The 13,068-nt window shown below is 73.2% G+C and carries 14 protein-coding genes; 7 read left to right on the top strand and 7 right to left on the bottom strand.

Going from position 1 to position 13,068, the window contains the following annotated elements; translation table 11 throughout:
- Positions 1 to 68: 68 nt before the first annotated feature.
- On the top strand, positions 69 to 482 hold the full coding sequence (locus ACZ5CW_RS05460) for an SsgA family sporulation/cell division regulator (RefSeq protein ID WP_468598599.1): 414 nt from the start codon (positions 69 to 71) through the stop codon (positions 480 to 482).
- A 55-nt stretch (positions 483 to 537) separates the two neighbouring features.
- On the opposite strand, the gene ACZ5CW_RS05455 is transcribed toward ACZ5CW_RS05460, so the two are convergent.
- Both ACZ5CW_RS05455 and ACZ5CW_RS05450 read right to left on the bottom strand, forming a co-directional pair.
- Entirely contained in the window at positions 538 to 1,548 is a 1,011-nt protein-coding gene (locus tag ACZ5CW_RS05455) for a Gfo/Idh/MocA family protein (RefSeq protein ID WP_468598598.1), read from the bottom strand.
- An 83-nt stretch (positions 1,549 to 1,631) separates the two neighbouring features.
- Positions 1,632 to 2,726: a baeRF3 domain-containing protein gene (locus ACZ5CW_RS05450; protein ID WP_468598597.1), complete on the bottom strand. Its 1,095-nt coding sequence runs from the start codon at positions 2,724 to 2,726 to the stop codon at positions 1,632 to 1,634.
- Between the two features lie 156 nt (positions 2,727 to 2,882).
- Here ACZ5CW_RS05450 and ACZ5CW_RS05445 point away from each other — a divergent pair, with 156 nt between their 5' ends.
- Entirely contained in the window at positions 2,883 to 3,662 is a 780-nt protein-coding gene (locus ACZ5CW_RS05445) for an alpha/beta fold hydrolase (RefSeq protein WP_468598595.1), read from the top strand.
- Between the two features lie 113 nt (positions 3,663 to 3,775).
- Here ACZ5CW_RS05445 and ACZ5CW_RS05440 read toward each other — a convergent pair whose 3' ends face one another.
- Both ACZ5CW_RS05440 and ACZ5CW_RS05435 read right to left on the bottom strand, forming a co-directional pair.
- On the bottom strand, positions 3,776 to 4,300 hold the full coding sequence (locus ACZ5CW_RS05440) for a DUF4232 domain-containing protein (RefSeq protein ID WP_468598594.1): 525 nt from the start codon (positions 4,298 to 4,300) through the stop codon (positions 3,776 to 3,778).
- Positions 4,301 to 4,451: 151 nt separating this feature from the next.
- Positions 4,452 to 6,056, bottom strand: a complete 1,605-nt coding sequence (locus tag ACZ5CW_RS05435) for an alpha/beta hydrolase (protein ID WP_468598592.1) — start codon at positions 6,054 to 6,056, stop codon at positions 4,452 to 4,454.
- A 283-nt stretch (positions 6,057 to 6,339) separates the two neighbouring features.
- On the opposite strand from ACZ5CW_RS05435, the gene ACZ5CW_RS05430 reads away from it, so the two are divergent.
- Together ACZ5CW_RS05430 and ACZ5CW_RS05425 are read left to right on the top strand one after the other, a co-directional pair.
- Positions 6,340 to 7,002 carry a chaplin gene (locus ACZ5CW_RS05430; RefSeq protein WP_468598591.1) on the top strand — a complete coding sequence of 221 codons (663 nt, stop codon included), beginning with the start codon at positions 6,340 to 6,342 and terminating at the stop codon, positions 7,000 to 7,002.
- 216 nt (positions 7,003 to 7,218) lie between these two features.
- Complete coding sequence (locus ACZ5CW_RS05425; RefSeq protein WP_468598589.1) at positions 7,219 to 8,076, top strand: GNAT family N-acetyltransferase; 858 nt, start codon at positions 7,219 to 7,221, stop codon at positions 8,074 to 8,076.
- A gap of 3 nt (positions 8,077 to 8,079) precedes the next feature.
- Here ACZ5CW_RS05425 and ACZ5CW_RS05420 read toward each other — a convergent pair whose 3' ends face one another.
- Positions 8,080 to 8,571 carry a nucleoside deaminase gene (locus ACZ5CW_RS05420; RefSeq protein WP_468598587.1) on the bottom strand — a complete coding sequence of 164 codons (492 nt, stop codon included), beginning with the start codon at positions 8,569 to 8,571 and terminating at the stop codon, positions 8,080 to 8,082.
- Positions 8,555 to 9,712 (bottom strand): MFS transporter, encoded by a 1,158-nt coding sequence (locus tag ACZ5CW_RS05415; RefSeq protein WP_468598585.1) that lies wholly within the window; start codon positions 9,710 to 9,712, stop codon positions 8,555 to 8,557. The genes ACZ5CW_RS05420 and ACZ5CW_RS05415 overlap by 17 nt, the downstream gene beginning before the upstream one ends.
- Positions 9,713 to 9,876: 164 nt before the next feature.
- Between ACZ5CW_RS05415 and ACZ5CW_RS05410 the strand changes: the two genes are divergently transcribed.
- Together ACZ5CW_RS05410 and ACZ5CW_RS05405 are read left to right on the top strand one after the other, a co-directional pair.
- Positions 9,877 to 10,263, top strand: a complete 387-nt coding sequence (locus ACZ5CW_RS05410) for a MerR family transcriptional regulator (RefSeq protein ID WP_468598584.1) — start codon at positions 9,877 to 9,879, stop codon at positions 10,261 to 10,263.
- 41 nt (positions 10,264 to 10,304) lie between these two features.
- Entirely contained in the window at positions 10,305 to 11,081 is a 777-nt protein-coding gene (locus ACZ5CW_RS05405; RefSeq protein ID WP_468598582.1) for a GNAT family N-acetyltransferase, read from the top strand.
- 9 nt (positions 11,082 to 11,090) lie between these two features.
- Here ACZ5CW_RS05405 and ACZ5CW_RS05400 read toward each other — a convergent pair whose 3' ends face one another.
- Positions 11,091 to 11,354 (bottom strand): GlsB/YeaQ/YmgE family stress response membrane protein, encoded by a 264-nt coding sequence (locus tag ACZ5CW_RS05400; RefSeq protein ID WP_468598580.1) that lies wholly within the window; start codon positions 11,352 to 11,354, stop codon positions 11,091 to 11,093.
- Positions 11,355 to 11,579: 225 nt separating this feature from the next.
- Here ACZ5CW_RS05400 and ACZ5CW_RS05395 point away from each other — a divergent pair, with 225 nt between their 5' ends.
- Positions 11,580 to 13,028, top strand: coding sequence for a hydrolase (locus ACZ5CW_RS05395; protein ID WP_468598578.1), 1,449 nt, complete (start codon positions 11,580 to 11,582; stop codon positions 13,026 to 13,028).
- The last annotated feature ends 40 nt before the right edge of the window (positions 13,029 to 13,068 follow it).

The raw sequence follows: 13,068 nt of genomic DNA, 5'->3' as shown, positions 1-13,068 counted from the left end.
ACGGGTATCCGCCGAAGTCTGACCGGATTTGGCGCCATGCGCGGGGCCTCCGCGGACTCCATAAAGGCATGGACTTCTCCATCGAACAGCCCGCGCTCGCCCGGCTCGTCACCGCCGAGGACCGGGAGATCCCGGTGTCGGCCACCCTTCGGTACAGCACGGACGACCCGCTCGCCGTCTTCGTGCACTTCCCCGCCGAGGCCGCCCTGGACGGCGAGGAGCTGACCTGGACCTTCGCGCGTTCCCTGCTCGATCAGGGGCTGCGGGCCCCGGCCGGCCACGGGGACGTGCAGATATGGCCGTACGGCCGTACGCGGACGGTGCTGGAGTTCCACTCGCCCTACGGCCTCGCCCTGGTGCACTTCCAGGCCTCGGCGCTGCGCCGGTTCCTCCTGCACACCTATGAGGTGGTGGCGGCCGGGCAGGAGGACATGGCGGCGTTGGTGGAGCGGGGGCTGAGTGCCCTGTTCGACGGCGTGTGAGGCGCGGCCCGGGTCCACCCGGCCGCGTCCCGCCACCGCGGGCCGGGGCGCGCACCTACCGCGGGCCGGGGCGCTCGGCGAGGTCCACGGTGACCCGCCCGCCCGTCTCCAGCGCCCGGACCCCCGCCTCGGCGACGGCCGAGACCGCGTAACCGTCCCAGACGTCCGGGCCGGTGACCTCACCGCGCCGGGTGGCGTCGACCCAGGCCTGCACCTCGCGGTCGTAGGCGTCCGCGAAACGTTCGAGGTAGTCCTGGGCCACCTCCTCGGCGGCGCTGCCCCTGGTGGTGACCACCATGGTGTGCTCGGCGCCGATCCGGGCGCTGCCCGCCTCGCACACGACCTCGCAGCGCACCTGGTAGCCGAAGCCGCAGTTGACGAAGACCTCGACGTCGACGAGAGCGCCCCGCTCGGTCTCGAACAGGACGAACTGCGGGTCGGCCAGGCCCTCGGGGGCGCCCGCGGAAGACCTGGGCCGCAGCACGGTCACCGCCGTCAGCTCCTGCCCGAGCAGCCAGCGGGCCGCGTCGATTTCATGGGAGACGGAGCTGTTGATCAGCATGGCGCTGGTGAAGCCGGCGGGCGAGGAGACGTTGCGGTGGGTGCAGTGCAGCATCAGGGGCCGCCCGAGGCTTCCCCCGTCCAGCAGGGCCTTCAACCGCCGGTACTCGGCATCGTAGCGGCGCATGAAGCCGATCTGCGCCAGCCGGCGCCCCAGCCGCGCCTCGGCCTCCACGACCCGCAGCGCGCCCGCGGCGTCCGGCACCATGGGCTTCTCGCACAGCACCGGCAGCCCGCGGGCGAAGCAGGCGAGCAGCGCCTCCTCGTGGGCGGGACCGGGGGACGCGATCAGCACGGCCTCCACCCCGGGCGCGTCGAGGGCGGCCGACGGATCGGCATGCACCGTCACGCCGGTGAGGCCTGCCGCCGCTTCCTTCGCCCGCTCGACGTCGGGGTCGGCCACAGCCGCGACCCTGGCGCCGCTGACCACTTGGCCAAGACGTCGTACGTGGTCGGCTCCCATGTGTCCGGCACCCAGTACGGCCACACCCAGCAGGTCACCCATGCGCGCGCTCCCTCCCGTCGACGATCACGCCGTAGCGTACGCCGACGGGAGAGCGCTTACCCCCGGGCCTCGGGAGAACCGGGTCAGTACCGCAGTACGCCCGCGATGCCGTCCGCGTCGCCCAGGGCGCCGTCGGGTACGAAGCGCACCTCGGCGCCGGTCTCCAGGCACTGCTCGACGATCTCGTCCACGATGTCGTCGCGGGCGTCCAGGTCACCGGGCTCGGCCGGTATCAGATGGGCGCCGAGGTCACGGACGGTCGCGCGGTAGTTCTCCTCCACGGCGAGCAGCCGTACCCGGCCCTCGCGGGCGCTCTGCCACAGCTCGTCCAGCCCGGCCGCGAAGGTGCGATGGCCGCGCGCGGAGGTCAGTTCCCGGACCACGGACGAGGTGTCCTTGGTCGTCTCCGCCTCCAGGACGGGCAGGATGGCCTGCCACACGGCTTCGGGACCGGCGTGCGCGAGCCCGCCGCGGCGCACCTGCACGGCGGCCTTGGCGACGGTGCCGGCCTCCTCCAGCAGGGAGAGCGCCGCCTGTTCACCGGTGAGGTACAGCGGGCGGGGCTGCTCGCGCAGCAGGGTGCCCATCGCGGTGTCGGCCTCCCGCAGGAACTGCCGCGTGCCCTCGTCGCGGAAGGTGCTCGGCACCTCGCCGACGCGCATCTGGCGCTCGGCGTCGAAGTTCTCCCGGTTCCGGACGAGCGGGAAGCCGGCGGAGCGGTCCTCGACGACCCGGTCCGGGCCGCCGCTCCACAGCGTGACGCGGTCCGCGGAGACCGACAGCACCCAGAAGGGCCGTTCGGCGGCCTGCGCGGCGACCAGGTTGCGGGTGAGGAAGGTGTCCGAGAGGACGACCCGTTCGGGGACGGTGCGGCCCAGGGACCAGACCTGGTGCTCGCCGGGGGCGGCGAAGATCACCAGGCCGTCCTCGGCGTGCGCCAGGTCCACCTCGGCCAGCGCACGGTCGAGTTGTGCCTCGACCTCGGCGCGCCGGTCGCGGGTGACGGCCGGGTCGGACTCCAGCCGTTTGCGGGCCTCTGCCACGACGTTGCGCAGCCGGACCGGATCCTGGCCGTTCTCGGGTTCGCGGCGGTGTGTCGGGGTCAGCACGGACACCGCCGGATAGGGACGCGGGCGCCGCAGTTCGGCGAGGGTAGCGGGACTCAGTGCGTGCTCCATGAGACGACGATAGGGCGGATTCGCCGCTACGGCATTCGGGGTAATCCGGGCCGCGGGTGCGGGGGGTCTCTCCGGCGGACGCCGGTGACGCGGTGCCGCACGGCCGGTTACCGTACTCGTCAGTAACCGCCCCGTACCGCGCCCCAGGAGGCCCCCATGCCGCAGTTCGAAGTCGACGGAGCGGCCCTGACGTACGACGACGAGGGGCCCCGCGACGCGGAGGACGTGCCCCTGGTGTTCGTGCACGGCTGGACCGCGAACCGGCACCGCTGGGACCACCAGCTGGCGCACTTCTCCGGCAGACGGCGGGTGATCCGCCTCGACCTGCGCGGCCACGGGGACAGCACCGGGGCGGGAGTGCGGACGATCGCGGAACTCGCCGAGGACGTCGTGTCCCTGCTCGATCACCTCGAGGTCGAGCGGTTCGTGCTGATCGGCCACTCCATGGGCGGGATGATCGCGCAGACCGTCGCCCTCGCCCACCCCGCGCGACTCGAGCGGATGGTGCTGGTCAACTCCATCGGCAGGATGGCGTACAGCCGCGGCCGGGGCCTGCTGATGGCGGCCTCCACGCTGGTGCCGTTCAAGCTGTTCGTCGCCGCCAACATCCAGCGGGCCTTCGCGCCCGGGTACCCGCGCGAGGAGATCCGGGAGCACGTCCGTGCCTCCGCGGGTACCCCGCGCGAGGTCGTCATGACCCTGTACGGCGCGATGCGCGCCTTCGACCTCCTCGACCGGGCCGGTGAGATCCGTACGCCCACCCTGATGGTGCACGGCTACCACGACGTCCAGCTGCCGGTGCGCCAGATGCTCCGGATGGCCAAGGCCTACCCGGACGCGGTCGTGCGGATCCTGGACGCGGGCCATGAACTGCCCGTGGAGAAGCCTGCCGAACTGACCGCCGTGCTCGACCGTTTCGTGACGGGAAAGCAGTGAACCGCACGGCGGTCGAGGAGGTTCTCACCCCGGGCCCGTTCTGACGGCGCCGGCGAGGGCACGCACCCCGGACCTCGCCCGCCGGCCGGACGCCCGCGCGCCCGAGCCGGCCCTCAGCCGAGACCGATGGCCCGGTCCGCGGCCGCCGCCGTGCGCTGCCACCACGTCGTCACCGGCTCCCACACCAGGACCTCCTTCCCGGTGCCGAGCCGCGCGGCGGTGAAGGAGCGGCCCCAGTGCGCCGCCGACGCGGCCACGGTGAGCGAGTCCACCCGGCGGGCCTCCGGGTCCGCCGGGTCGCCGATGGTCCGGACGTCCGCGTAGGCCGTGCCGCCCGCCGCGAGCCGGTAGCTGCCGGTGCCGCCCTCCGGCACCGGCAGGGCGGCCCCGTCCAGATCCCCGAAGGTCACCGTGGGCACCCGGTCGACGACGCAGGCACGGGTGCCCCGGTTGGTGACGCTCACGCGGACCACGGTCCGGTCGGCGGCCGCGGCCTTCGCCCGGACCGTCAGTGCCTGCTCGGTGCAGCGCGCGGGCTGGGCCCGGCCCGTGGCGGCCTGGCTCTGCGGCGCGGTCAGCAGCAGGGCAGCGGCGGCGGCCGAGGCGGCGGGTACGGCGATGGCGGTGCGGATGCGCATGATGGTTCCCCCTGTCGCGGTCACGTGCGGGACATGGCGGCCGAAGCGCGCCTGCCCAGTGTGACGGCCGGGGCGGCCGGAAGGTTGTTCCGGGTTCGGCCCTGTTGCGCGCTTGTGTCGTTCCTGTCATCGATGGGCGGATTTCGCGCCTTCAGTCGGAGGTGTTCGTGCTGCCGCTCCAGCCGCTCCCGTCCGCCGGGCAGGAGCTGCCGTTCGCGGGCAGGGAGCCGTAGAGCAGGAAGTCGTTGACCTTGCGGTGCACACACGTGGAGGAGGAGTAGCCGGTGTGGCCCTCGCCCTTGTTGTCGAGGACCACGGCCGACGGGCCGAGCCGTTCGGCCGTCTCCACGGTCCACCGGTAGGGCGTCGCCGGGTCGCCGCGCGTGCCCACGAGCAGCATCTTCGCCGAGTCGACGTCCTTGACCCGGTCCCGGATGAAGTCCGTGCCCCGGGGGCGGCCGTAGCACATCAGCAACTGGGTGAGCCGGAAGCGGCCGAAGACCGGCGAGGCCTGCTCGTACGCCGCCCGCAGCTCCCTGAGGTCCTTGGCGATCCGGGCCTCGGTCGGCCGGTCCGGGTCGTCCGCGCAGTTGATCGCCATCAGTGCGGCCGGCAGGTTGTCCGCCGGCACCTCGTCCGGGTCGACGAGCCCGCCGTCCTTCCCGTGCCGTTCGCGCACCACGCCGGCGCCGGCGGCCGAGAAGTTCAGCACGCCCCGGGTGTCGCCGTCCTCGACCAGTGAGGCCAGCGCACGCTCCAGCGAGGGCCACAGCTCCTTGTCGTAGAGGCCTTGCCCGATGGCGCCCACCAGGTCCTGGCCGGAGAACGAGCCGCCGAAGTCCGTCGGCACCGGGTTCTCGTCCAGGGAGCGCACGACGGCCACGACCTGGGCCCCGGCCGCGCGCCGGTCTCTGCCGAACGGGCAGGCGACATCCGTCGTGCACCAGTCCAGGAAGTCGTCCAGCGCGGTCTGCTGCCCCGCGGCGCCCGCGATCCCCTGCTCGGACAGTGGCTCGGTCAGCGTGTCCACCCCGTCGAGGACCAGCCGGCCCACCTTGTGCGGGAACTGTGCCGCGTACACCGCGCCGAGCCGCGTTCCGTAGGAGAAGCCGAGGTAGTTGAGCTTCTTGTCGCCGAGTGCCTGGCGGATGACGTCCAGGTCGCGGGAGGCGTTCACGGTCCCGATGTGGGGCAGCACCGGCCCCGAGTGCCGGGCGCACTCCTCGGCGGCCTGCCGCAACTTCTTCAGCACTGCCTGCGGCCGGGCCAGGTCGGCGTTCTCGTTCGTCACGGCCGAGGCGTCGTCGCCGCCCTCCCCGCAGCTGACGGGGGAGGAGCGGCCGACCCCGCGCGGATCGAAGGTGACCACGTCGTAGCCGTTGGTCAGGTCCATGAACTGCCGGCCGTCGGAAGCGAGTTCGCCGACGCCCGCACCACCGGGGCCGCCGAAGTTCAGCAGTACCGAGCCGCGCGACTTCCCCGTGGCGCGGTAGCGGGCCAGTGCCACGTCCAGCGTGCCCGCGCGCGGATGGGCGTAGTCGAGCGGCACGGTGACCTTCGCGCACTGGAGGTCCTTCGGCAGATCCGGGCCCTCGCAGGCGGCCCACGCCACCTTCTGCCGGTAGAAACGCGACAGGTCGGGCTGCGGATCGTCGGCGGCAGCCGCGGACAGCCCGGCTCCGAGCAGCGCCAGAGTGAGGGCTCCGGCAGCCGTGCAGCGCCGGACGGCGGGCCGTGGGGTCAGCTTGACCAGCATCGATCGCCTCCCGGGGCGCCCGTCACGGACCGGGGTACGGCGCCCTCGGATCACCATAAGCGGGCCCCGGACGGCCCGCCTCCCGACGAGCGGGGCGGCACTCGGTGCCGTACCCTTCGCGCCCTACGGCCCTCTTGATGATCATTGAGCGGCTTTACGTGCAGTTCGATAAGTCTGCCACTCGATGGGGTGAAAGACCGATAAGCCATAACTCGGATGGTGCGTGTGCGTTTGAAGAGATGCGGGCGAGTGCCCGCGACGATGTCTGGAAGGCAGGGAACCTATGAGACGGGCTACCCGAAACGGTGTGATCGCCGTCGCCGCCGCGTCCGGCGCGATGGCCGTGGCGCTGCCGGTGTCCGCCGCCTTCGCGGCCGACGGTGCCGCGGCCGACGGCTCCGCGGCCGGCTCGCCCGGGCTGATCTCCGGCAACGGCATCCAGCTCCCGGTGCACGTGCCGGTGAACCTGTGCGGCAACACCGTGAACGTCGTGGGGCTGCTCAACCCGGCCGCGGGCAACACCTGCGCGAACACCGGCGGCACCGGGAAGGACGGATCGGCCTCGTCCGGCGGGGCGGTGGCCCACGCGGACGTGACGGACTCGCCGGGCGTGATCTCCGGCAACGACATCCAGCTCCCCGTCCACCTGCCGGTGAACATCAGCGGCAACAGCGTCGACGTGGTCGGCGTGGGCAACCCGGCCGTGGGCAACCAGTCGGTCAACGGCCCCGGCGAGAAACCCCGAAGCCCCCGCACCCCGGCCCCGAAGCCGCCGGCCCCCGCCGAGTCCCACCCCGCCCCGCGCCACTCCGACCCGCTGCCGGCGACCTCCTCCCTGGCCCGCACCGGGACGGATCTGACGGCCCCCGCCGTCGCGGGCAGCGCCGCGCTCCTGCTCACGGGCACGGTCCTGTACCGGCGCTTCCGTCCGGGCCGCGGCCACTGATCCGGCTCCTGCGCGTTCCCACCGCACCCCGGTTCGGTGGGGACGCGCCGCAAGGCGCCTCGGCGCCGACGGCATGCGCGGGCGAGGCCGGTCGGGCCGCGCGGGAGCGGCCGAGGCGCACGGTGCGGGACGGCTGATCTCCCCGTGGCGCGGCCCCCGTTGATCCGGAAGGATGCTGCGCGGCAGTCCGACCCCGACGGAAGACGGAGCGCACCGATGACCTCTGCGGCCCCCCACGACCTCGTCGTCACGCAGGCCACCCTCGCCGACTGGCCGGTGATCAGCGGGTGGGCGGCGGCGGAGGGTTGGAACCCCGGCCTGTCCGACGGACCCGCGTTCTTCGCCCAGGACCCCGACGGCTTCTTCCTCGGCCGGATCGACGGGGAGCCGGTCTCGGCCATCTCCGTCGTCAACCACGGCCCCGACTACGCCTTCCTCGGCTGCTATCTCGTCCGCCCCGACCTGCGCGGTCACGGTCACGGCCTCACCACCTGGAAGACCGCCCTCGCCCACGCCGGCGACCGCACCGTGGGCCTCGACGGGGTCGTCGCCCAGCAGGACAACTACCGCCAGTCCGGCTTCGCGTTCGCCCACCGCACCATCCGGTTCGCCGGCATCGCTCCCGAGGGGGAGGCCGCCGCCCGCGGCGTACGGCCTGCCGGGCCCGAGGACCGGGCCGCGATCGCCGCCTACGACAGCGCCTGCTGTCCGGCCGACCGGCCGCGCTTCCTCGCCGCGTGGCTCACCGGACCCGGCCACCGCGCCTTCGTCCGCCACGACGGCGAACGGCTCGTCGGCTACGGCGTGATCCGCCCCGGCCACGACAGCCTGCGCATCGGGCCCCTCTTCGCGGACACCGCCGAGGACGCCCGCGCCCTGTTCGCCGCCCTCGTCGCCGATGCCGCCGGCCACGAGGTCGCCATCGACGTGCCCGAACCGAACACGGCCGGCATCGCGCTCGCCGAAGCGGCCGGATTCCACGCCTCGTTCGAGACCGCCCGCATGTACACGGGCCCGGTGCGCGACCTCGCCCAGGAGCGCGTGTTCGGCGTCACCACGCTCGAACTCGGCTGACCCTCAGGCGGATCCGGCGCGCGCCGCCCGGAAGCGTCGGTGCAGGTCCCGTACCTGTGCCACCAGCTCCGGCACCGGCCCCTCCACGGTCACTCCGGGCGCGACCTCCCGCACGGGCAGGGGCCGCACCGGCGGCGCGGGCACGCCCGCCTCGGCCAGCCAGCCCATCAGCTGCTCGGAGGAGACGATGTACACGATCCGGCCGAGCCCCACCCAGGCGTGTGCCGCCGCGCACATCGGGCAGTGCTCGCCGGAGGTGTAGACGGTCGCCGCCGCCCGCTCACCGGGCGTGAGGTGCGCGGCCGACCAGCGGGCCAGCTCGAACTCGGGATGCCTGGTCCGGTCCCCGCCGGCCACCCGGTTGCGGTCCTCCGCCAGCACCGTGCCGTCAGCCGCCACGAGCACGGACCCGAAGGGCTCGTCCCCGGCTTCCAGCGCCTCGGCCGCCAGCTCCACGCAGCGGCGCAGATGCCGCGACTCACTGTCCTTCACCATCGGTCACCGACCTCCTGACGGCATGATCCCCGGCGGTGCAGACTACGGCCACCGCGGGCGGCTCCGCCTCCGGGGCGACGGCGCGCCGCCCGGCCGGGAAGGCGCACCGGCGCCCCGCCGCGACCGTCGTGAGCGCCAGCAGGACCGGCGGCAGCGCGGTCCAGGGCAGGGCACCGGCACCCAGGACGTCCAGCGTCACACCGCCGGTGAGCGAACCGGCGGTGATGCCCGCGTTGTACACCGTGGTCTGCAACGACGTCGCCACGTCGGCGTCGGCGGGACCCGAGGCGTCGACCAGCGCGGTCTGGATCAGCGTCGGCGCCCCGCCGAAGGCCACGCCCCACAGCGCGACGGCGCCCACCAGCAGCGCGTGCCGCCCGGCACACAGGCCCAGCACCAGCAGGACGGTGGTGAGCACACCGAGCGCCGTGAGCAGCGTGGGGCGCAGCCACCGGTCGATCAGCGCACCGGTGACCCAGATCCCGGCCACCGTGGCGGTCCCGAACACCGCGAGCAGCAGGCCCGTACGGCCGAACCCGGCCCGCGCGGCGAACGGGGCCACGTACGTGTACATCACCTGGTGGCCCAGCAGCAGGAACAGTGTCACCGACAGCACCGGGCGGATCCCGGGGCGCAGGGCGACCCGGGTGAGCGGCACGCGCGCGTACGGCGGTTCCCCGGGGAAGTCCGGCACCCGCAGCCGTACCCACACCACGAGCAGGACGGCGAGCACGGCCGGCGTGCCGAACGCGGCCCGCCAGCCCACCGCCCCGGCCAGCGCGGTACCGGCGGGCACCCCCAGCGACAGGGCCAGCGTGATCCCGGCGAGCACGATCGCGATGGCCCTGCCGCGCCGCTCGGCCGGCACCATCCGGGCCGCGTAGCCGACCAGCATCGCCCACAGCGTGCCGCCCGTCGCCCCGGCGAGCAGCCGGGCCGCGAAGGTGAGCGGATAGGACGAGGAGAGCGCGACGAGCGCGTTGCTGACGGCGAATCCCCACAGCGCACCGCACAGCACTCGCCGCCGCGGCAGCCCGCGCAGCGCGGCGGTCACCGGGACCGCGGCCACGAAGGAGGCGGCCGCGTAGGCGGTGACGAGGAAACCGATCCGGGACTCGGCGACCCCGAGCGGGGGTGCCATCGCGGGCAGCAGGCCCGCCGTACGGCGGTGAAGGCGGCGCAGGACAGGGCCAGCAGCCCGGACCACGGCAGCCGACCGCCTCTGACCTGGGAGGACTCGGACATGCGACCATGGTCGAAGCCTCACATCAGTGTGAAGGTCAAGCGAGGGCCCCGGAGGTCGGCATGCGGATCGGTGAACTGTCGCGTCGCACGGGCGTACCGACCCGGTTGCTGCGCTACTACGAGGAGCAGGACCTCCTCCGCCCCGGGCGCACCGGCAACGGCTACCGCAGCTATCCCGAGGCGGCGGTCGCGGACGTCCAGCAGATCCGGGGCCTGCTCGACTCCGGCCTGACCACCGAGATGATCCGCGTGATCCTGCCCTACCTCTCCGGCCCCGGGGACCTCCACCCGCCCGCCGAGTGCGTGACCCCGCAGACGGCGGCGCTGCTGCAGGGGCACATCGACCGCATCCAGGCCCGCATCGACTGCCTGGGCCGCAACCGCGACCGGCTCGCCGCCTATCTGGCCGCCGTCCGGCCGACGGCGGGTGCGCCGGGCGACCGGTAACTCCGTTGCCGCGCTCCGGGCCGGCGTGCTGCAGTGAACGCATGGATCACACGGCGGTGCTCGCCCTGTACGACCGGGACATGCGCGAGGGCGCCCGTCCCGACGGCCCCGGTGCCCGCATCGAGCGGGTCGGCCGGGTGGTGCGGCAGGTCGCGGACGCGCGGGGCTGGAACGGCGTGCTGTGGTCAGGGCTGGACGCGGCGGGCGCCGACCGGGCGATCCAGGAGCAGATCGCGTACTTCACCGGCCTCGGCCTCGACTTCGAGTGGAAGCTCTACGGCCACGACCGGCCGGTGGATCTCGGCGCCCGGCTCGCCGCCGCCGGGTTCCGGGCCGAGCCCGAGGAGACGCTCATGATCGGCGAGGCGGCCCACCTCGCCCTGGACACCGGACCACCCGCGGGCATCCGGCTGGTGCCGGCCACCGACCCGGCCGGCGTCGACCTCGTCGTGGAGGTGCACGAGAAGGCCTTCGGCACCGACGGCACCCGGCTGCGGCACCGGCTGCTCGCCCGACTCGCCGCCGATCCCGGCACGGTCGTCGCGGTGGTCGCGCTCGCCGGCGACGAACCCGTCAGCGCCGCCCGGATGGAACTGGTGCCCGGCACCCGGTTCGCCGGGCTGTGGGGCGGCGGCACGGTCGAGGCCTGGCGGGGCCGGGGGGTCTACCGCGCCCTGGTCGCCCACCGTGCCCGTGTCGCCGCCGCCCGCGGGTACCGCTACCTCCAGGTCGACGCCTCGGCCATGAGCCGCCCGATCCTGGAACGCCTCGGCTTCCGGGCGCTGAGCGTCACGACCCCTTGTCTGTACGGGAGTTGACCGCCGCACTCAGTGGCGGGCCCGCGACCGGTCGAGCGCCGCGATGCCCAGTGCGGCCAGCGCGATCTGGATGAACCACTCGACCCAGTCGGGCCCCTTGGTGTCCGCGACCCCGAACCCGGCGGCGATCGCCGAGCCCAGCAGCGCGGCCACGATGCCGACGACGATGGTCCACAGGACGCCGACGCGCTGGCGCCCGGGGAGGACCAGCCGGCCCAGTACGCCGATGATGAGGCCGATGACGATGGCGCTGATGATGCCGGAGATCTCCATGGCCCGCCCTTTCCACGCTCTTCGCAGCGAACCCCGCTGAGGTGGGTGTGCCCGCTGTAAGCGGAGGCACTCCGCTCCGGTTGTTGCCGGGAGCTTCTGTTCACCGGGCCTTAATGCCATGTACCTTTCAACCAATCGACGCGTGTAGAACCCTCAAGCGGGTTCTACGCGCGCAGACTTGGCGCCCGCACCGCCTTCTCCCCACCCCTCATGGAGGTTCGCCGGATGCTCGGATCCAGGAGATCCCGCCGCAGACTCACCACCGCCCTGGCCGGATTCGGGCTGCTGCTCGGCGCAGCCGCCCTCCAGGTCGGCACCAGTACCCCTGCCCGCGCGGCCACCACGCACCGCATCCTGTTCGACAACGCCCACGCCGAGACGGCCGGCAACGCCGACTGGATCATCTCCACCAGCCAGCCCGACCCGCTCGGCCAGGCCTCCTCCCCGTCCGCCGAGACCGACTGGACCGGCGCCCTCTCCTCGTGGGGCGTCGCGCTGCAGAAGGCCGGCGGCTACAGCCAGAAGACGTTGCCGTCGGGCTCCGGTCTCAGTTACGGCGGCTCCTCGGCGACCGATCTGTCGAACTTCGACACGCTGGTCCTGCCGGAGCCGAACACGCTGTTCACCGCAGCCGAGAAGACCGCCATCATGACGTTCGTCAAGAACGGCGGCGGTCTGTTCATGATCTCCGACCACACCGGAGCGGACCGCAACAACGACGGCTACGACGCGGTCGAGATCTTCAACGACCTGATGTCGAACAACAGCGTCGACTCCACCGACCCGTTCGGCTTCTCCATCGACTCGCTGAGCGTCAGCTCCGACCACCCCTCGGCGATCAGCGACAGTGCCGACCCGGTGCTGCACGGCTCGTTCGGCACGGTCACCAAGAGCCTGATCGCCAGCGGTACGACGGCCACGCTCAAGCCCGCCGACAACTCCAGCGTCAAGGGACTGCTGTACCGCACCGGTTACTCCGGCAACACCGGCGCCTTCTTCGCCACCAGCACCTTCGGCAGCGGCCGGGTCGCCTTCTGGGGTGACAGCTCCCCGGTCGACGACGGCACCGGCCAGTCCGGCAACACCCTCTACGACGGCTGGAACGACTCCAGCGCCACCAACGCGCCGCTCGCCCTCAACGCCACCGCCTGGCTGGCCGGTGCGGGTTCCACCGGGGGCGGAGGAGGCGGGGGCGGCACCTGCACCGCCGCCCAGCTTCTCGGCAACAACGGCTTCGAGTCCGGTGCCACCACCTGGACGGCTTCCAGCGGCGTCATCACCGCCGACACCGGCGAGGCGGCCCGCACCGGCTCCTACAAGGCCTGGCTGAACGGCTACGGCGCCGCCCACACGGACACCCTCGCGCAGTCGGTGACCGTCCCCGCCGGGTGCACGAGCGCCACCCTGAGCTTCTACCTCCACGTCGACACCGCCGAGACGACCACCTCGACGGCCTACGACACCCTGAAGGCGCAAGTGCTCAGCAGCAGCGGCACCGTGCTGTCGACTCTCGCGACCTACTCGAACCTGAATGCGGCGAGCGGCTACACACGGCGCAGCTTCAGCCTCGCGAGCTACGCGGGCCAGACCGTCACGATCAAGTTCACCGGTACGGAGGGTTCCACCCTCCAGACGTCGTTCGTCGTCGACGACACGGCGCTCGACGTCAGCTGAACCGTGCCGGGGGGTGGGTTCATGCGCCCACCCCCTCCGG

This window comes from Streptomyces sp. NPDC031379, from assembly GCF_055569615.1.
This window is presented reverse-complemented; position numbering and strand designations above follow the sequence as displayed.